The 17,792-nt window shown below is 69.4% G+C and carries 18 protein-coding genes; 13 read left to right on the forward strand and 5 right to left on the reverse strand.

What is annotated here, in order from left to right; all coding sequences use genetic code 11:
* Positions 1–223 precede the first annotated feature (223 nt).
* The 12 genes from dnaA (at position 224) to IAI58_RS00060 (ending at position 11,644) form a co-directional block, all read left to right on the forward strand.
* A complete protein-coding gene (gene dnaA / locus IAI58_RS00005) occupies positions 224–1,693 on the forward strand; it encodes a chromosomal replication initiator protein DnaA (protein WP_207444983.1) in 1,470 nt (489 codons plus the stop codon).
* A 111-nt stretch (positions 1,694–1,804) separates the two neighbouring features.
* Complete coding sequence (locus IAI58_RS00010; protein ID WP_207444718.1) at positions 1,805–2,284, forward strand: CHAP domain-containing protein; 480 nt, start codon at positions 1,805–1,807, stop codon at positions 2,282–2,284.
* A 113-nt stretch (positions 2,285–2,397) separates the two neighbouring features.
* Positions 2,398–3,378: a Bug family tripartite tricarboxylate transporter substrate binding protein gene (locus IAI58_RS00015; protein WP_207444717.1), complete on the forward strand. Its 981-nt coding sequence runs from the start codon at positions 2,398–2,400 to the stop codon at positions 3,376–3,378.
* A 194-nt stretch (positions 3,379–3,572) separates the two neighbouring features.
* Entirely contained in the window at positions 3,573–3,833 is a 261-nt protein-coding gene (locus IAI58_RS00020; RefSeq protein WP_207444716.1) for a twin-arginine translocase TatA/TatE family subunit, read from the forward strand.
* Positions 3,834–3,982: 149 nt separating this feature from the next.
* On the forward strand, positions 3,983–4,621 hold the full coding sequence (locus IAI58_RS00025; protein WP_237182100.1) for a methylthioribulose 1-phosphate dehydratase: 639 nt from the start codon (positions 3,983–3,985) through the stop codon (positions 4,619–4,621).
* On the forward strand, positions 4,618–5,157 hold the full coding sequence (locus IAI58_RS00030) for a 1,2-dihydroxy-3-keto-5-methylthiopentene dioxygenase (RefSeq protein WP_207444715.1): 540 nt from the start codon (positions 4,618–4,620) through the stop codon (positions 5,155–5,157). Before IAI58_RS00025 ends, IAI58_RS00030 begins: the two co-directional genes overlap by 4 nt.
* Positions 5,157–5,891: an acireductone synthase gene (mtnC, locus tag IAI58_RS00035; protein WP_207444714.1), complete on the forward strand. Its 735-nt coding sequence runs from the start codon at positions 5,157–5,159 to the stop codon at positions 5,889–5,891. Before IAI58_RS00030 ends, mtnC begins: the two co-directional genes overlap by 1 nt.
* Positions 5,892–6,020: 129 nt before the next feature.
* Complete coding sequence (corA, locus tag IAI58_RS00040) at positions 6,021–7,010, forward strand: magnesium/cobalt transporter CorA (RefSeq protein ID WP_207444713.1); 990 nt, start codon at positions 6,021–6,023, stop codon at positions 7,008–7,010.
* A 162-nt stretch (positions 7,011–7,172) separates the two neighbouring features.
* Positions 7,173–7,928, forward strand: a complete 756-nt coding sequence (gene aqpZ, locus IAI58_RS00045) for an aquaporin Z (RefSeq protein WP_207444712.1) — start codon at positions 7,173–7,175, stop codon at positions 7,926–7,928.
* A 98-nt stretch (positions 7,929–8,026) separates the two neighbouring features.
* Positions 8,027–9,892 (forward strand): ABC transporter ATP-binding protein, encoded by a 1,866-nt coding sequence (locus IAI58_RS00050; RefSeq protein ID WP_207444711.1) that lies wholly within the window; start codon positions 8,027–8,029, stop codon positions 9,890–9,892.
* A gap of 53 nt (positions 9,893–9,945) precedes the next feature.
* Positions 9,946–10,917 carry an acetamidase/formamidase family protein gene (locus IAI58_RS00055; protein ID WP_207444710.1) on the forward strand — a complete coding sequence of 324 codons (972 nt, stop codon included), beginning with the start codon at positions 9,946–9,948 and terminating at the stop codon, positions 10,915–10,917.
* 160 nt (positions 10,918–11,077) lie between these two features.
* Positions 11,078–11,644 (forward strand): GcrA family cell cycle regulator, encoded by a 567-nt coding sequence (locus IAI58_RS00060; protein ID WP_207444709.1) that lies wholly within the window; start codon positions 11,078–11,080, stop codon positions 11,642–11,644.
* Between the two features lie 63 nt (positions 11,645–11,707).
* On the opposite strand, the gene phnE (IAI58_RS00065) is transcribed toward IAI58_RS00060, so the two are convergent.
* The 5 genes from phnE (IAI58_RS00065) to IAI58_RS00085 form a co-directional block, all read right to left on the reverse strand.
* On the reverse strand, positions 11,708–12,568 hold the full coding sequence (gene phnE, locus IAI58_RS00065) for a phosphonate ABC transporter, permease protein PhnE (RefSeq protein WP_237182099.1): 861 nt from the start codon (positions 12,566–12,568) through the stop codon (positions 11,708–11,710).
* Positions 12,568–13,455 carry a phosphonate ABC transporter, permease protein PhnE gene (phnE, locus tag IAI58_RS00070; RefSeq protein WP_237182098.1) on the reverse strand — a complete coding sequence of 296 codons (888 nt, stop codon included), beginning with the start codon at positions 13,453–13,455 and terminating at the stop codon, positions 12,568–12,570. Before phnE (IAI58_RS00070) ends, phnE (IAI58_RS00065) begins: the two co-directional genes overlap by 1 nt.
* Before the next feature lie 24 nt (positions 13,456–13,479).
* Positions 13,480–14,490: a phosphate/phosphite/phosphonate ABC transporter substrate-binding protein gene (gene phnD, locus IAI58_RS00075; protein WP_207444707.1), complete on the reverse strand. Its 1,011-nt coding sequence runs from the start codon at positions 14,488–14,490 to the stop codon at positions 13,480–13,482.
* 163 nt (positions 14,491–14,653) lie between these two features.
* Complete coding sequence (phnC, locus tag IAI58_RS00080; protein WP_207444706.1) at positions 14,654–15,472, reverse strand: phosphonate ABC transporter ATP-binding protein; 819 nt, start codon at positions 15,470–15,472, stop codon at positions 14,654–14,656.
* 88 nt (positions 15,473–15,560) lie between these two features.
* Positions 15,561–16,469, reverse strand: a complete 909-nt coding sequence (locus IAI58_RS00085) for a DMT family transporter (protein WP_207444705.1) — start codon at positions 16,467–16,469, stop codon at positions 15,561–15,563.
* Between the two features lie 175 nt (positions 16,470–16,644).
* Between IAI58_RS00085 and IAI58_RS00090 the strand changes: the two genes are divergently transcribed.
* Complete coding sequence (locus IAI58_RS00090; RefSeq protein WP_207444704.1) at positions 16,645–17,760, forward strand: 2-aminoethylphosphonate--pyruvate transaminase; 1,116 nt, start codon at positions 16,645–16,647, stop codon at positions 17,758–17,760.
* Positions 17,761–17,792: the final 32 nt, after the last annotated feature.

Consider the following 17,792-nt stretch of genomic DNA (forward strand, 5'->3'; position numbering starts at 1 on the left):
CACTCGTGAAACACGGATAGTGGAACTGCGTCTTGTCTCTGGGCTGTGTAAACGGTCTCAAGAAATTCGTCGCATTCTTTGCTGTTTTGGTCCCAGGATCGATGCCGGGTCAGGCTAAGGTGCGAGAGCCCGGCAGGGTCGCCGGGCCGGTCATGGGTCGTGAGGATGGCAGGTGCTTCGCATGGAGAATGAACTCGACATGCCGTCTCAGCCAGCGCGGGACATGATGGGCCGCATCACGGAAGACCAGGAGGGCGAGACCTCCGATCCCGTCGCCGCCGCCTGGACCCGCATCCGTGGCCGCCTGCGCGAGGATGTGGGCGAGGTCGAGTATCGGAGCTGGCTGCGGCAGATGACCCTTTCCGCCATCGAAGGCGAGGAGGTGGTGATCCTGCTGCCCACGCGCTTCCTGCGCGACTGGGTCCGCACCCATTACAGCGACCGCCTGCGCGTGCTCTGGCAGGCCGAGCACCCGGGCGTGCGCCGCATCGATATCCGCGTGGCCACCGAGTCCCGTCCGGCGGAGGAGCCCTCTTCCACGCGTGCCGGCGGCCTGGCGGAGTCGCTTTCCGCCCCCCGCGCCGCCGAGCCGCAGCCCGCGCCAGTCCGCCCCGCCCCGGCCGAACCGGCGCGCGCAGCCGAGCCGCGCCCGGCCAATGACTGGTCGGCCAAGCTGGACCCGCGCTTCACCTTCGACAGCTTTGTCGTCGGCAAGCCCAATGAATTCGCCCATGCCTGCGCCCGCCGCGTGGCGGAGAAGCCGGCAAGCCCGGGCTTCAACCCGCTCTTCCTCTACGGCGGCGTCGGACTGGGCAAGACGCATCTGATGCATGCCGTCGCCTGGGCCATCCAGAATGGCGAAGGCGGCGTCGAGCGCCATGTGACCTACATGTCGGCCGAGACCTTCATGTACCGGTTCATCAACGCGCTGCGGAACCAGTCCACCATGCAGTTCAAGGAATCGCTGCGTTCCGTCGATGTGCTGATGATCGACGACCTGCAGTTCCTGATCGGCAAGGACAATACGCAGGAAGAATTCTTCCACACCTTCAATGCGCTGGTGGATGCCGGCAAGCAGATCGTGGTTTCCGCCGACAAGTCGCCTTCCGACCTGTCCGGCCTGGAGGACCGCCTGCGGACCCGCCTGGGCTGCGGCATGGTGGCCGATATCCACGCCACCACCTACGAGCTGCGCATCTCCATCCTCCAGGCCAAGGCACAGACCGCCGAGGTCGAGGTGCCCTCCCGCGTGCTGGAATTCCTGGCGCACAAGATCACCAGCAACGTGCGCGAGCTGGAAGGCGCCCTGAACCGCCTGATCGCCCATGCCAACCTCTTCGGCCGCCCGGTGACGCTGGAGAGCGCTCAGGAAGTCCTGCACGACATCCTGCGTGCCCATGACCGCCGCGTGACGATCGAGGAGATCCAGCGCAAGGTCGCCGAGCACTACAATATCCGCCTGACCGACATGTCCTCCGCCCGCCGCGCCCGCAACGTGGCGCGCCCGCGGCAGGTGGCCATGTATCTGGCCAAGCAGCTCACCAGCCGCTCCCTGCCCGAGATCGGGCGCCGCTTCGGCAACCGGGACCACACGACGGTCATGCATGCCGTCTCCCGCGTCGCTGAGCTGATGCAGGCCGATGTCTCCTTCGCGGAGGATGTCGAGCTGCTGCGCCGGATGCTGGAAACCTGATAAGCTGAGGCTGCCCTTCCCCCGGGGTCATTGAAACGCACGGTGCCGCCCCCCCTCCGGCGCCGAGGATGGGTCTGGCCGATGGGGTCGTTGACAGGATGCGGGCCCGCCATGCGGCGGCTGGCCTGCCTGGCGCTCTTGCTGCTGCTCGCAGCCTGCGGAGGCGGTGGCGGGTATTCCTCGGCCGGCGGCTTCATGTGGTGCGTGCCCTATGCCCGTGCCGAATCCGGCATCCAGCTCAGCGGCGATGCCTGGGAATGGTGGGATGCCGCCGCCGGCCGCTATGCGCGGGGCAGCACGCCCCAGCCCGGCAGCGTGCTGGTGCTGCGCCGCACTTCCCGCCTGCGGGACGGGCACCTCTCCGTCGTCAACCGTGTCGTATCCGCACGGGAAATTCGGGTGGACCACGCCAACTGGGCCAGTGGCGCCTATCGCGGCCGCATCGCCACGGACCAGCAGGTGGTCGATGTCTCGCCCGCCAATGACTGGTCCATGGTGCGGGTCTGGTATCCGCCGTCGCGGGCCCTGGGCGTCACCAGCTATCCCGCCGCCGGCTTCATCCACCGCCAGCCGCTGATGGCCGCGCGCTAGAACAGCCGCCCGGCCCTTCCCCCTGGGCTGAGCAGGCATCCGCGCGCGAGGCTGGACGCCATCCCGGCGTCATGCTCAACCGTGGCAAGCCCGCTCCGGAGGAAAATCAACCCATGTTGCACCGCCGCTCTCTCTTGGCGCTTGGCGCCGCCGCCCTGCCGGGCGCCGCGCTCGCTCAGGCTTCCGGCGCCGCCGGCCAGTGGCCGGACCGGCCGCTCCGCATGGTGGTGCCCTTCCCCGCCGGCTCCACGCCGGACATCGTGGCCCGCATCATCGGCCAGCACTATGCCTCCGTGCTGGGCCAGCCCTGCGTGGCGGACAACCGCCCCGGCGCCGGCGGCAATCTCGGCACCGATGTCGTGGCCAAGGCGACCGACGGCCATACCATCGGCCTCTCCATCAACGGCCCGCTGGCTACCGCGCCGGCCCTCTATCCCAATCTGCCCTACGACCCGCAGAAGGACCTGGCGCCGATCTCGCTGGTGGCCCGTGCCGGTCAGGTGCTGGTGGTGCATCCCTCCATCCCCGCCAGGACCCTGGCGGAATTCATCGCCTATGGCCGCGCCAATCCCACGGCACTGACCTTCGGCTCCGTCGGCGCCGGCTCCGGCGGCCATCTGGCCATGGAGGACCTGAAGGCGCGCGGTGGCTTCCAGGCGGAGCATGTGCCCTATCGCGGCTTCCCCCAGGCGGTGCTGGACCTCGTGGCCGGGCGCATCAGCGCGGTCTTCCTGACCATCGCCGGCATCCTGCCGCAGATCCGCGAGGAGCAGGTGCGCCCGCTGGTGGTCACCACCGAGGCGCGCCTGCCGCAGCTGCCGGATGTGCCGAGCCTGGAGGAGGCCGGCTTCCCCGGCGCCACCTCCTACGCCTGGAACGCGCTCTTCGCCCCCGCCAGCGTGCCGGCGGAGCGGGTCGCGCTGCTGGCCCGCGAGGCCGGGGCCGCGCTGCGGGCACCGGAGGCGCAGAAGGCCCTGAGCACCGCCGGATTCGAGGTGGTGGGCAGCACCCCGGCCGAATGCGCCGCCTTCATCCAGGCCGAGTCCGAACGCTGGGGCGCGCTGATCCGTAAGCTTGGCATCAAGGTCGAATGAGGCGGGGCGGCCAGCCACGGTAGTTGCAAACTGATTCGGTCGCCCCTGTTGTTTCCAGGGTCGATTCGCGCCATCTGCTCTTTGCACGGGGAACGCCGGGACAGTAGTGTGGTCCTCGTAGCACGAATGCGCGGGGCGGGACGCTGGGGGAGGAGCCCCCTCACCCGCATCGCCCAACTGGATCGAGGCTTGGCATGGGTTCCTTCAGCATCTGGCACTGGCTGGTCGTGCTGCTCGTCGTTCTGCTGCTCTTCGGCGGCAGCAGCAAGATCAGCAACCTCATGGGCGACGTCGCGAAGGGCATCAAGTCCTTCAAGAAGAACATGAATGACAGCGAGGCCGATGCCTCGATGGCCGCCGAGGCGAATCCGCCGCCGGCCGGCAACATTCAGGGCCCGACGGTTCAGCCGACGCAGGCCGCGCCGCAGCAGACCACCAACCGTCCGGCCGCCTGAAGCCAGCCCGCGCGGGGCAGCCGCCCCGCGCCTGACGGCCGCGCCGGAACGCTTCTGCCCTCTGGTCCGGAAGGCGGCGTGCTGCTACGCCGCCGCCCGCGTGGAGCCGCCATCCGGCGCCACGCGGTACGGAACAGAAGGCCAGACCCTTGCAGAACGCCCTGGACGCCATCCCGGCCCCCGTGGCCGAGGCCATCATAGCCGCCGGCGCGAGGCTGGATCAGCGCAACTGGGTGCCCGCCACTGCGGGCAATCTCTCCATCCGTCTGGATAGCGGGCGCGTGGCCATCACCCGCTCCGGCTTCCATAAAGCGCGGCTTACGCCCGGCTCGCTGATGATGGTGGACCTCGAAGGCCGCCCCGAGCAGCCGGGCCTGCGCCCCTCCGCCGAGACCCTGCTGCATTGCGGCGCCTATCGCCGCTTTCCCGAGGCAGGCGCGGTGCTGCATGGCCATTCCATCGCCAATACCGTCCTCTCCCGCGCGGCGGGCGAGAGCATCACCCTCTCGGGCTACGAGCTGCTGAAAGCCTTCCCGGGCCTGCCGACGCATGAGGCGTCGGTCACGCTGCCGGTTTTCGACAACGACCAGGACATCGCCAGGCTGCAGCGGGCCGTGGAAGCCCGCTGGCAGGGCATGGATGTCATCCCGCCCGGCTATTTGCTGCGTGGCCATGGGGTCTATGTATGGGGGGCGGACATGGAGATGGCGCTGGCCCGGCTGGAGGCGCTGGAATTCATGCTCGACTGCCATTTGCACGAGACGACAACCCTGAGGAGGACGGCATGAGCCTTCTGACCATCCGCGACGCCGCCACCGGCGCCGAGCTGCTGCGTACCACCGACGCGGCCGAGATCGCCGCCGCCCTGGCCCCCATCAACGTGCGCTTCGAGCGCTGGCCGGTGGCCGACCTTCCCCCGGGCGCCGAGGCCGACGCGGTGCTGGAGGCCTATCGCCCCCAGCTGGACGCCTTCATGGGCGATACCGGCGCCGGCACGGCCGATGTCATCAAGCTCGACCCCAGCCATCCGCAGAAGGATGCGATGCGCCAGAAGTTCCTGGCCGAGCACACGCATACCGAGGACGAGGTCCGCTTCTTCCATGAAGGCAGCGGCAACTTCATCATCCATGCCGATGGCAAGGTCTTCGATGCCCATTGCACCCGGGGCGACCTGATCAGCGTGCCGGCCAATGCCCAGCACTGGTTCGATGCGGGTGCCGAGCCGTCCTTCACCGTGCTGCGCGTCTTCACGGACACCACGGGCTGGACGCCGCACTACACGGGCACCGACATCTCCGGGCGCTTCCCGGCGGTGATGCGCTGATGGCGGCCATCAGCGCCGTCCTGACGGATATCGAGGGCACGACCACCGCCATTTCCTTCGTGAAGGAGGCGCTGTTCCCCTATGCCCGCGCGGCGCTGGAGGAGTTCCTGGCCGCCCATGGCGACGAGCCGGAAGTGGCCGCCTGCCTGGCCGAGGCCCGCCGCCTGGCGGAGCCCGGCGAGGACGCCCCGGCCGCCCTGCGCCGCTGGATGGACGAGGATGCCAAGGTCACGCCGCTGAAGACGCTGCAGGGGCTGATCTGGCGCCAGGGCTACCTGGACGGCCGGCTGCGCGGCCATCTCTGGCCGGATGTGGCCCCCTGCCTGCGCGCCTGGGCGCGCGCCGGCATCGGGCTGCATGTCTATTCCTCCGGCTCGGTGGCGGCGCAGAAGCTGCTCTTCGGCCATTCGGAGGCTGGCGACCTCGCCGGCCTCTTTGGCGGCTTCTTCGACACGCATATCGGCGGCAAGCGGGAGGCGGCGAGCTATGCCGCCATCGGCCGCGGGCTGCACCTGCCTCCGGAATCCATCCTCTTCCTCTCCGATATCGCGGAGGAGCTGGATGCCGCGGCCGCCGCTGGCCTGCGGACCTGCCAGCTGGTCCGCGCGGCGGATGGCACGGCGCCCTGCCCACGGCACCGGCAGGCAGCGGATTTCCCGGCTGTGGCGGCGCAGTTCGGCCTGCCTCTGCCCCGCCCGGCCGTCGAGGGCGCGGTCCCGGGCACCGCGGCGTGACGGATGCTGCGGCTGGGCGTTAGGCCCGTATCCGCGCCACCGGTCGCCCCGCCGGCTGTTCCCGCCGGGGCGATCACGGGCTAGAACGCAGCCGCCCCGCAACGCCTCTCCGGGAGATTCCGCCAGCGCATGCTGACCACCTATACCGTGGCCGCTGGACGGCTGACCCTGAACAATGCCGAACAGCCGCCGGAGGCGCTGCGCGCCGCGGTCTGGATCGACCTGCTGAATCCGCTGCGGGAGGAAGTGAAGGTCATCGAGCAGACGCTGGGGCTGGAGCTGCCGACCCGCGAGGAGATGCAGGAGATCGAAAGCTCCTCCCGCCTCTACCGCGAGGGCGAGATCCTCTTCCTCACCGCCCCCTTCCTCTATGGCGCCGAACAGGGGGAATACGGCTCCACCCCCATCACCTTCGTGCTGGCCGGCCATACGCTGCTGACGGTGCGCTACGCCACGCCCAAGGCCTTCGCCGCCTTCGCCAACCGGGCGCAGCGCAACCCTGGCCTGCTCTCCTCGGCCGATGCGGTGATGCTGCACCTGTTCGAGCAGGTGGTGGACCGCCTGGCCGATATCCTGGAGCGCCTGGGCGCCGATATGGACCGCGCCAGCCAGTCCGCCTTCCGCACCGCCAAGGGCACCACCAAGAAGAAGGCCAATGCCCGCGACGCCGACCTGAAGGAGGTGCTGATCGCGCTGGGCGAGGTGGGCGAGGTCACCTCCCGCGCGCGGGAGACGCTGCTGGGCCTGACGCGCATCCTGACCTTCGTGAATGCCGAGAAGGCGACGGCCCTTCGCAAGGAGAACAAAGCCACCATCAAGGTGCTGGAGCGCGACGTCCGCTCCCTGGTGGAACACGCCTCCTTCCTCTCCAACAAGGCGAATTTCCTGCTGGATGCGGTGCTCGGCATCATCAACATCGACCAGAACGGCATCATCAAGACCTTCACCGTCGCCAGCGTGGCGCTGATGCCGCCGACCCTGGTGGCCAGCATCTACGGCATGAACTTCGCGCATATGCCGGAGCTGCAATCGCCCTATGGATACCCCCTCGCCCTGCTGCTGATGATCGGCAGCGCGGTGCTGCCGATCCTCTATTTCAAGCGCAAGGGCTGGCTCTGAGGCCGGGCCCGCCTCGCGGAACTGCGCTTTGCCATTTGTTTCGGGAGTGACATAGCCTCCACGGGCGCCACCTGGCCTGATACCGGGGGGAGCACATCATTCCGGCTGCGGAGGCTATGTCCATGCGGCACCTCGCGTCACTGCTCACCCAGGTCCGCCACCATGCAGAATGACATGCTGCGGCGACTGGTCGCGGAATTCCTCGGCACGTTATGGCTTGTTCTGGGCGGTTGCGGCAGCGCGGTCCTCTCGGCTGCCTTCCCCGAACTCGGCATCGGCTTCGTCGGGGTCGCCTTCGCCTTCGGCCTGACGGTACTGACCATGGCCTATGCGGTGGGCCATATCTCGGGCGGGCATTTCAATCCGGCCGTCACGCTCGGCCTCTGGTCCGCCGGGCGCTGCGCCAACAAGCATGTGCTGCCCTATATCGTGGTGCAGGTGCTGGGCGCGGTCTGCGCGGCCGCCATCCTCTGGTTCATCGCCTCCGGCAAGGCGGGCTGGGTGCCGAACGGCTTCGCCTCCAACGGCTACGGCAACCTCAGTCCCGGCCAGTACAGCCTGGGGGCGGCCTTCGTCACGGAGCTGGTCCTCACCTTCTTCTTCCTGCTCATCATCATCGGCGCCACCTCCAAGGGCGCGGCGACGGGCTTCGCCGGCATCCCGATCGGCCTGGGCCTGACGCTGATCCACCTGATCTCCATCCCCGTCACCAATACCTCGGTCAATCCGGCCCGCAGCACGGCGCCGGCGCTTTTCGCGGGCGGGGAATATATCGGCCAGCTCTGGCTCTTCTGGCTGGCGCCCATCGCCGGCGCCATGATCGCCGGCGCGCTGGGGCGCCTGCTGTACGAACCCTCCACCCTGATCGACACGGTCATCGAGGAACAGCGCAGCGCCAGCCCCGATCCCGGGGATTAGCGCGGGAAGGACCGGCGCGCGGCCCCGCCCGCGCCGCCTTCCGCTGCTTGTCATCTCGCCCGGGTTGACAGCCGCCCCGCGCGGGTCCTGCCTTCGGCATGGCCCGCTTCCCGCTCGAGACCCTGATCGACCCGGTGGCCCCGCCGGGGCAGCCCGCCAGCCGCGCCATGGGCGTGCCGGTGCCGGACCAGCCGCCGCCGGCCAATCTTCTCGGCTTCTACTGGTATTTCGTCCGCCAGGCGCGGCTGCTCTTCGTCCTGCTCTTCCTCGCGGGCCTCGCCGTCGCGCTGCTGGATGCCATGATCCCCATCTTCATCGGCAAGGTGGTGGGGCTGCTGAGCCAGCATGCTCCCGGCCAGCTTTTCGCCGAGGCCTGGGCGACGCTGCTGGGCATGGGCTTCGTGCTGCTGGTCTGCCGGCCGCTGGCCATCCTCAGCCAGAACATTGTCGGCCAGCAGGCCATCAACGCCACCGTCACCAGCCTGATCCGCTGGCAGAGCCACTGGCATGTGGTGCGCCAGGGCTGGGCATTCTTCCAGGAGGATTTCGCCGGCCGCATCGCCAACCGCGTCATGCAGGCCGGCCCCGCGCTGCGGGAGAGCGTGGTGCAGGCCGTCACCGCGGTCTGGTACATCGTGGTCTACGGCTCCAGCGCGGTGCTCTACCTCGCCACCGCCGATGCCTGGCTGACGGCGCCCATCCTCTGCTGGTTCGTCATCTATGCCGCGCTGCTGCGCTTCATCGTGCCGCGCCTGCGTGACCGCGCCCGCGCCGCCAGCGAGGCGCGCAGCCTGCTCACCGGCCGCATCGTCGACAGCTACACGAATATCCTGACGCTGAAGCTCTTCGCCCGCGCGGAGCAGGAGGATGCCTTCGTGCGCGAGGGCGTGCTGAGCCTGACCGCCGCCTTCCAGCGGCAGATGCGGATCATCACGCTGAACGGACTGCTGCTCTCCACCCTCAATGCCGGCATGCTGACGGCCATGGCCGCGCTGTCCCTGACGCTGTGGAACCGCGGGGACATCCCGGTCTCCACCGTGGCGGCGGCGCTGCCCATGGCCTGGCAGATCACCAATATCTCGGGCTGGGTGGCTTTCAACGTTGCCTCCATCTTCGAGAATATCGGCGTGGTGCAGGAGGCGACGGGCAGCATCGCCGTGCCCCCCACCGCGCCCGATCCACCGGATGCCAGGCCGCTGCGCGTCACGCGCGGCGAGATCGTCTTCGAGCAGGTGCATTTCGGCTACGGGCGGGAGCGCGGCGTGCTGCAGGGCTTCGACCTGCGCGTCAGGCCGGGTGAGCGCGTCGGGCTGGTCGGCCATTCCGGCGCTGGCAAGACCACCGCCGTCAACCTGCTTCTGCGATTCTTCCAGCCGGAACAAGGCCGCATCCTCATCGACGGCCAGGATATCGCCACCGTGACGCAGGAGAGCCTGCGCGCCGCCATCGGCATGGTGACGCAGGATACCGCGCTGCTGCACCGCTCCATCCGCGACAATATCCGCTATGGCCGGCAGGAGGCGACGGCCGAGGAGATCGCCCAGGCCGCCCGCGATGCCGAGGCCGAGGAATTCATCCACGACCTTTCCGACTGGCGCGGCCGCACGGGCTATGACGCGCATGTGGGCGAACGGGGCGTGAAGCTCTCGGGCGGCCAGCGGCAGCGCGTGGCCATCGCCCGCGTGCTGCTGAAGAACGCCCCCATCCTGGTGCTGGACGAAGCCACCAGCGCGCTGGATTCCGAGGTGGAGGCCGCCATCCAGCAATCCCTGGACCGGCTGATGGCGGGCAAGACCGTCATCGCCATCGCGCATCGCCTCTCCACCCTCTCCTCCATGGACCGGCTGGTGGTGCTGGAGCATGGGCGGGTCGTCGAGCAGGGCACGCATGCGGAATTGCTGGCACGCGGCGGCCCCTATGCGCGGCTGTGGCAGCGGCAATCCGGCGGCTTCATCGGCGCCTGACCTTGACCCCCGGGGCCGCCGGGCTGAACTTGCGGTGCGAAGGAGCCTGCCGCATGAGCACCACCCACACACTCGCCGCCACGCCCGAGACCGTCCGCTTCGGTGCCTTCGATGCCAGCTTCGCGCCGGTGCTGACGGTGCGGTCCGGCGACAGGGTGGTGATGGAATGCGTCTCCGGCCCCGCCGAGATCATGCCGCCGCCGGAGAGCGGCCTGCACGTGCCGGAGGCTCTGGCCGCCATCCATACGGCTGGCGTTCCGCGCCTCGGCCCGCATCTCGTCACCGGCCCGGTGGCTGTGGAAGGCGCCGAGCCCGGCGACGCGCTGGAGATCCTGATCGAGAAGATCGAGCTGGGCGCCGACTGGGGCTACAACCACTTCCGCCCGCTGGTCGGCACGCTGCCCGAGGATTTCCCCTACCGCCGCCTGCTGCATATCCCGGTGGACCGGGAGAAGAACACCTGCCACCTGCCTTTCGGCGGGAATGGCGGCATCGAACTGCCGCTCTCGCCTTTCTTCGGCGTGATGGGTGTGGCGCCGCCGGTGGAATGGGGCCAGATCTCCACCAAGGAACCGCGCGCGCATGGCGGCAACCTCGACAACAAGGAGTTGGTGGAAGGCACCACGCTCTGGCTGCCCGTGCATGCGCCGGGCGGGCTGTTCAGCGCGGGCGACGGCCATGGGGTGCAGGGCGATGGCGAGGTCTGCGTCACCGCGCTGGAGATGTGCCTGAACGGCCATTTCCGCTTCAACCTGCACAAGGGCGGCGGCGCCCGCAATCCGCTGCTGCGCTTCCCGCGCGCCGAGACGCCCACCCATTACATCTCCATGGGCATCCATGAGGATCTGGACCTCGCCATGAAGCAGGCGCTGCGGGAGATGATCGCCTTCATCGTCTCGCGCGCGAATGTCTCGGCGGCCGATGCATACCAGTTCTGTTCGCTCGCGGTGGATTTCCGCGTGACGCAGACCGTGAACGGGGAGAAGGGCGTGCACGGCATGCTGCGTAAGGGCCTGCTATTCTAAGAAGTAATACTGGTGCCGCGATTCGGTCCGCTCCCGAATTCGTGGCTTGGCGCAAGGGGTTTTCCACAGAATTCAGCATCGCTGCACCGCAGCGCATCTTGTGCGCAACCCCTGCGGGAAACTACCGTATTTAGTAGCGGGGGACGCAGGAGACGGGGTTATGGATTGGACACCGGAGGCCATTGAGGCCCTGCGGGGCTATTGGGCAGAGGGGCATTCGACGGCGGAGATCGGCCGTCGAATGGGGATTTCAAAGAACGCAGTCGTTGGCAAGGCGCATCGGCTGAATCTGCCGCCGCGCCCGAGTCCGATCCGCCGTGAGGCGGCGGCGGCACAGAGCGCCACGCCACAGCCGGCCTCCCGGGCCGCGACGGTGATCAGCCAGGCGCCGGCCGTTGCTGCGCCGGCGCCAGCCCCCGTGGCCGCGCCACGGGCGCCTGCTGCCCCGGCCGCCAGCCCGGCGCCCGTGGCCCGTCCGGCCCCGGCGCCCGCCATGGCGCGGCCGGCCCCGGCGGCGCCTGTGCGCAAGCCCGCGCCGGTGCCGCAGGCGGTGGTTCGCCCCTTTCCGCGCAGCAGCGCGCGCACCTGCTGCTGGCCGATCGGCGAGCCCGGCACGCCGGATTTCCGCTTCTGCACGGGCGATGCCATGACCGGCAAGCCCTACTGCCCGGAGCATGCGGCGGTGGCTTATGTGAAGGTCCGCGACCGGCGCGAGGATGCAGCCTGAACCCAGGCCGCATCCAGAACGGGGGAAAACGAAACAGGGGGCCCGACGGCCCCCTTTTTCATGTCAGCCCAGCGGCGTCTCGCGCGTGCCGATCAACCGCCGCCGCAGGCGGGCGGAGAGCCAGTCGATCACCGCCACCGTGATGACCATGACGATGATGATGAAGGCCACTTCGTCCCAGTAGCGCACCTTGATGCGCTCAGCGATCTGCAGCCCGATGCCGCCCGCGCCCACTACGCCCAGGATGGCGGCGGAGCGGGTATTGCTCTCGAAGAAATACAGCGCCTGCGCCAGCATCACCGGCAAGACCTGCGGCAGCACGCCGAAGCGGATGGCCTGCAGCCGGTTGCCGCCCGCGGCCACCACGCCCTCGCTCTGCCGCTTCTCGGCATTCTCGATGGCTTCGGCATAAAGCTTGGCCAGCACGGCGGTATCGGAGACGAAGATCGCCAGCACGCCGGCCAGTGGCCCCAGCCCCACCGCGCGCACGAAGGCCAGCGCCCAGATCAGCTGGTCGATGCCGCGCAGCCCGTCGAAGAAGCGGCGCAGGGAGAAGCGCAGCAGCGTCACGGTCAGCACGTTGCGCGCACCCAGGAAGCCCAGCGGCACCGCCACCAGCGCCGCCATCACCGTTCCCAGGAAGGCCATGGCCACACTCTCGGCCATGCCCCGGACGATATCCATCCACAGGGCACCCGGGCTGGGCGGAATCATCAGCCGGATGATCGTGGCCAGGCCCGAGAAGCCGTTCCAGAGCCGCTGGGGCGTGATGTCGAACCACCAGAGCAGGGTGCCGAGCCATGCGAGGAAGACCAGCCCGCAGACCCAGCGCAGCGCCCGCGTGGCGGGGCTGGGTCCGAAGGCGCGCGGCAGGCGCTGCTGCCAGGCGGCGATCTCCCCGGCATTGATCATGGCCTCGCGCATCAGTGGCCCTCCGCCGCACCCATGACGCGATGGCGCAGCCGCTCGGAGATCATGTCGATGACAAAGACGCTGAGGATGATCAGCACGACGATGGCGCTGATCTCCTCATAGTAGTTGGAGGAGATGACGAGATTCAGCTCCTGCCCGATCCCGCCCGCGCCGACAAAGCCGATGACGCTGGCGCCGCGCACATTGATTTCGAAACGAAGCAGCCCATAGCTGATGAGATTGGGCGTGACCTGCGGCAGGATACCGTAGCGGCAGGCCTGCGCCCAGTTGGCGCCGGAGGCGCGCAGCCCTTCCCAGGCGCGCAGGTCGGTATTCTCCATCACCTCGGAAAAGAGCTTCCCCAGCGCGCCGGTCGTATGGAGAAAGATGGCGAGGATGCCCGCCAGCGGCCCGATGCCGAAGGCCCAGACGAAGATCAGCGCATAGACGATCTCCGGCACCGTGCGCGCCGCTTCCAGCCCGCGCCGGGTCACGATATTGATCCAGCGCGCCGGCGCGATATTGCGCGCGGCGGGGAAGGCCAGCAGCAGCGCCACGGCGGCGCCCGCCAGCGTCGCCAGCGCCGCCATCTGCGAGGTTTGCAGCAGCAGCCAGGCCCAGTCGTCGAGCCGGTAGAACCAGAAGGCGACGCTGCCTTCCGTCTCCACGCCCGCGAACAGCGCATCCCACCGCAGCGAGGGCAGCAGCTTGTAGAAATACTCGCCCACGCGCGGCAGTCCGGCAGCCAGGGTGGCGGGGCGGAACTCGCTCATCCAGGCGGAGGCCAGCAGGCAGGCGCCCAGCACCGTCAGGCCGAAGAGCGTGGCCAGCCGGCGCTGCCGGCGCTGCGCCTGGAAGGCCGCCTCGCCCCGCGCCAGCAGATCTCCGGTGGCGGTCATGCCCATGCGCGCCGGCCCGTCCCGTCAGTCCCGGCGGCGGCGCGCGGCCGCTTCCTCGCGCCGCATCGCGATGAAAATGTCATAATCCTCCTGCCGCCCTTCGCGGTAGCCGGTGCCGGGGCCGCGGGTGATCTGCTGGTAGATGTCCGGATGCGCCTTGGGCAGCGCCAGGAAGAACAGCTTCAGGTCTTCCTTGCAGGCCTCGGGCAGATCGGCGCGCACCGTGATCGGCCCGGTGGCGATGGGCTCGGATGTCCAGACAATGCGGACATCCTTCATGTCCAGCATCCCCTTCTGCACCATCGCCCGCAGGTTGCCGCGGGTGAAGCCCTGGGATTCGTCGCCGAGGCCGGAGGCCCAGGTGCAGCAGGCATCGTACTGCTTCTGCAACACCGCCACCACCGCCTGCTCATGCCCGCCCGCGAATCCCGTGCGGCTGAAATAGCGGTCGATATCGACCCCCTGCCGCCGCAGCGCCGCGCGCGGCACCAGATAGCCGGAGGAGGAATTCACATCCGCCCAGGCCAGGGAATGGCCTTTCATGCCGGCAAGGTCGGTGATCCCGCTCTTCGCCCGCGCCACCATCACGGCGCGGTAGTAGATGGAGCCATCCTCCTCCTCCGGCACCACCAGCGGCTCCACGCCGCCATTGGTCTCCATCCATGCGGCGGCATAGGCCGTGGAGCCGAGCGAGGCGATCTCCACCTGCTTGGCATCGAAGGCCTGGATGGCGCCGGCATAGTCGCTGGCCGGCAGGGTACGCACGGGCACGCCGAAGGTCTGCTGCATCAGGGCGCGATAGCCCTCAAAACGCGCCAGGCGGTCGGTCTCGTTCTCCCCGCCCATCAGCACGATGTTGAGATGCGGCACCTGTTCGGCCCAGGCGCGGCGGCCCGCCGCCGGAAACACCACATCCGCATCGGCGCTGCGGCGCAGGCGCGGTGCGGGCTTGTCCTCGGCGGAGGCCCGGCCCGGCCAGGAGAGGCCGGCCAGTGCTGGCGCGAGGCGGAGGATCTGTCGGCGGGTCGCGGGCATGGGCGGTCTTTCAAGCGTGGCGGGCGGGGGAAGTATTGGCACGAAGCGGTCGCCGCGCGGAATCGGGCAGCCGGAGGTGGGGTCGGCGCCGCCCCGGGACGACGCATCCGCTCCCGGCTGGCGGTGCCGGCACACGGCCAGGGCCGGGACACCGGCACCCGGCTCAGGCCGGCATGGGCGCGGCGCTGGGCTGGGCGGCGCGGGCAGCCATTTCGGGCGCCGTGTCGAATTCATCCTCCGACACGCCATAGATCTCGCGGATCCGGGCGGCGGTCAGCGCGGCGGGCGCGCCGTCGAACATCACGCGGCCCTGCTGCATCGCCACGATGCGGTCGCAGTAGTGCCGGGCGGTTTCCAGATGATGCAGGTTGCAGAGCACGGTGATGCCGTCGCGCCGGTTCACGTCGCGCAGCGCCTCCATCACCACCCGGGCATTGCGGGGGTCCAGGCTGGCGATGGGCTCGTCGGCCAGGATCAGCTTGGGCTGCTGCAACAGGGCGCGGGCGATGGCCACGCGCTGCTGCTGCCCGCCCGAGAGGGTATCGGCCCGTTGCAGGGCCTGGTCCGCCAGGTCGAAGCGCGCCAGGGCCGAGAGCGCCATGGCCCGCTCCTCCGCCGTGAAGCGCTTGAACAGCGTGGCCAGGGTGCCCGTGAAGCCGCGCCGGTGGTTCAGCCGGCCGACCAGCACATTGGTCAGCACATCCAGCCGCTGCACGAGGTTGAACTGCTGGAAGATCATGGCGGAGGCGGTGCGCCAGTCCCGCAGCGCCTGGCCGCGCAGCGCCGTCACGTCCATCCCGTCATGCAGCACGCGGCCCTCACTGGGCTCGGTCAGGCGGTTGACCATGCGAAGCAGGGTGGACTTCCCGGCGCCGGAGCGGCCGATGATCCCGACCATCTGCCCCGCGGGCACGGAGAGGCTGACCCGGTCCACCGCGGTTGTGGCGCCGAACCGGCGCGTGAGGCCCTCAAGCTGCAGCATCGCCCGCCCTTTGCACTGCCGGCGTGAATATAGGGTATTCGTGACGCACCCGTGACTCCCCCCACGACATCCCTGCGGAAGCGTGTCCTCAGCGCCCCAGCAGCACCAGCACCACGCCCGCCACGATGCCGAGGGCGCCCAGCACCTCCTGCGGCTTCAGGCTCTCCTTCAGGTAGAAGCGGCTGAAGAGCAGGGTGAACAGGATCTCGGTCTGTCCCAGGGCGCGCACCATGGCCACGGGCGCCAGGGCGAAGCCCGTGAACCAGCAGGCCGAGCCGCAGGCCGAGAGCGCCCCCACCGGAAAGCTGCTGCGCCAGGTGCGGAAGACGGCGCGGAACTGCTCCGGCTCCTTCCAGGCGAGCCAGGCGCCCTGCATCACCGTCTGCATGGCATTGGCGACGCAGAGCGTGGTGATGGCGCGCAGCACCGCGTCGGAGTGGTCCAGCTCCAGATTGGCGGATTTGATGAAGACGGCCGTCAGCGCGAAGCCCGTGCCCGCGCCGAAGCCGCAGAGGGCTGCCGGCTGCACCGTGGCCCGCAGCAGCTCCCGCCCCGTCAGGTTGCGCCCCGCCAGCGAGAGATACAGCACCCCCAGGACCCCCAGCATGATGCCGAGGGAGGACAGGAGGGAAAGCCGCTCCCCCAGCAGCACCAGGGCCAGGATGGCGCCCTGCACCGCCTCAGTCTTGGAATAGGCCGTGCCCACCGCGAAGCCGCGCGGGCCGAAGGACATGATCAGCAGATTGGTGCCGATGATCTGCGTCAGCCCGCCGATGGCGGCATAGAGCAGGAAGGCCCCGCCGAGGATCGCAGGCGGCGCATCCCCGATCAGCAGGCAATAGCCGCCCAGCAGCAGCAGCCCGAAGGGCACGCCATAGAGGTAGCGCACCACCCCCGCCCCGTTCACCGAAAGCTGCCCCCGCAGCCGCTGCTGCAACGCCGTCCGCCAGGTCTGGAACAGGGCGGCGGACAGGGTGGCGGCGATCCAGAGCGGCATCTTCAAAGTCCAGCTGAAGGCGTTCGTTGCGGGCCGGACAAGCTGGCCGGGATGGCGCCCGCTGTCGAGAGACGCGACCCATCCGCGCCCCTGCCCAGCCCGGAGAGGGGTTTTCTTCCCGCGCCGCCACGGGCAGCCTGGGGCTTCCACACAGCCCGCCGACAGGACTCGCTCCATGCTGCTGCTCATCCCCGGCCCCGTGCAGACCCGCCCCGAAGTCCGGGCGGCCATGGCCGTGGACATCGCCCCCTGGGACCGTGACTTCATGCCGGAATATGCCGGCATCCGGGAAAAGGTGCGGGACCTCGCCGGCGGCGTCGCCGGCCGGCACGCCTGCCTGCCGCTGCAAGGCGCCGGCCATTTCATCACGGAAGCCGCCATCCGCACCTTCATCCCCGCGGCCGCCAAGCTGCTGCTGGTGATGAACGGCACCTATGCCGAGCGCATGGCCCGCCTGGCGCGGGAAGCCGGCCGCGTGGTGGTGCCCCTGCCCGTGCCCGATACCCGCAGCGTCACCCCGGACGAAGTGGCCCGCGCCCTGGCCGCCGATCCCGAAATCGGCCATGTCGGCATCGTCTATTCCGAGACCGGCAGCGGCATCGTCAACGACGTGCCCGGCATCGGCGCCGCCGTGCGCGCGGCGGGGCGGCGGATGATCGTCGATGCCGTCTCCGCCTTCGGCGCCCTGCCCTTCGACCTGAAGGCGCAGCCGGAAGTGGATGCGGTGGTCTTCACCTCCAACAAATGCATCGAGGGCCTGCCCGGCATCGGCTTCGCCATCTGCCCCATCGAGCGCGTCACCGCCTGCGCCGGCAATGCGGGCTCCTGGTCCTTCGACCTCGCGGATGTCTATGCCACGGCGCAGCGCGCCGGCTGGGGCTCCTTCCGCTTCACGCCGCCGGTGCAGGCGCTGCATGCCTTCGGCAAGGCGCTGGAATTCTTCGAGGCCGAGGGCGGCCAGCCCGCCCGCCACGCCCGCTACCGCGAGAATGCCCGCCTGCTGCACGAGGGCGTCCGCGCCCTGGGCCTGAAGCCCTACCTGGACTGGGAACACCAGGGGCCGATCATCGTCACCGTCCACCAGCCCGCCGACCGGCGGTTCAAGCTGATGGATTTCGTCGAGGCGCTGAAGACGCGCGGCGTGCTGATCAGCAACTTCTACAACACCACGGCGCCGACCATGCGCATCGGCTGCATCGGCGACATCCACGCGGAGGATATCCGCTTCGCCCTACGCGCCATTGCTGAGACGCTGGACGGGATGGGCATCCGGCAGCGGGACGCGGCGTAGGAAAGAAAAAGGCCGGGGAAGGAATTCCCCGG

The organism is Roseomonas marmotae, assembly GCF_017654485.1.
In the GTDB taxonomy this organism is placed as follows: Bacteria; Pseudomonadota; Alphaproteobacteria; order Acetobacterales; family Acetobacteraceae; genus Pseudoroseomonas; species Pseudoroseomonas marmotae.

Bases quoted from the DNA above. Each gene is read 5' to 3' on its own strand.
- IAI58_RS00015 (WP_207444717.1), top strand. From the start codon at position 2,398: ATGTTGCACCGCCGCTCTCTCTTGGCGCTTGGCGCCGCCGCCCTGCCG.
- phnD (WP_207444707.1), bottom strand. From the start codon at position 14,490: ATGCCCGCGACCCGCCGACAGATCCTCCGCCTCGCGCCAGCACTGGCC.
- phnE (WP_237182098.1), bottom strand. From the start codon at position 13,455: ATGACCGCCACCGGAGATCTGCTGGCGCGGGGCGAGGCGGCCTTCCAG.
- IAI58_RS00085 (WP_207444705.1), bottom strand. From the start codon at position 16,469: ATGCCGCTCTGGATCGCCGCCACCCTGTCCGCCGCCCTGTTCCAGACC.
- IAI58_RS00010 (WP_207444718.1), top strand. From the start codon at position 1,805: ATGCGGCGGCTGGCCTGCCTGGCGCTCTTGCTGCTGCTCGCAGCCTGC.
- IAI58_RS00055 (WP_207444710.1), top strand. From the start codon at position 9,946: ATGAGCACCACCCACACACTCGCCGCCACGCCCGAGACCGTCCGCTTC.
- IAI58_RS00090 (WP_207444704.1), top strand. From the start codon at position 16,645: ATGCTGCTGCTCATCCCCGGCCCCGTGCAGACCCGCCCCGAAGTCCGG.
- IAI58_RS00050 (WP_207444711.1), top strand. From the start codon at position 8,027: ATGGCCCGCTTCCCGCTCGAGACCCTGATCGACCCGGTGGCCCCGCCG.
- dnaA (WP_207444983.1), top strand. From the start codon at position 224: ATGATGGGCCGCATCACGGAAGACCAGGAGGGCGAGACCTCCGATCCC.
- IAI58_RS00030 (WP_207444715.1), top strand. From the start codon at position 4,618: ATGAGCCTTCTGACCATCCGCGACGCCGCCACCGGCGCCGAGCTGCTG.
- IAI58_RS00060 (WP_207444709.1), top strand. From the start codon at position 11,078: ATGGATTGGACACCGGAGGCCATTGAGGCCCTGCGGGGCTATTGGGCA.
- phnC (WP_207444706.1), bottom strand. From the start codon at position 15,472: ATGCTGCAGCTTGAGGGCCTCACGCGCCGGTTCGGCGCCACAACCGCG.
- corA (WP_207444713.1), top strand. From the start codon at position 6,021: ATGCTGACCACCTATACCGTGGCCGCTGGACGGCTGACCCTGAACAAT.
- mtnC (WP_207444714.1), top strand. From the start codon at position 5,157: ATGGCGGCCATCAGCGCCGTCCTGACGGATATCGAGGGCACGACCACC.
- IAI58_RS00020 (WP_207444716.1), top strand. From the start codon at position 3,573: ATGGGTTCCTTCAGCATCTGGCACTGGCTGGTCGTGCTGCTCGTCGTT.
- aqpZ (WP_207444712.1), top strand. From the start codon at position 7,173: ATGCAGAATGACATGCTGCGGCGACTGGTCGCGGAATTCCTCGGCACG.
- phnE (WP_237182099.1), bottom strand. From the start codon at position 12,568: ATGCGCGAGGCCATGATCAATGCCGGGGAGATCGCCGCCTGGCAGCAG.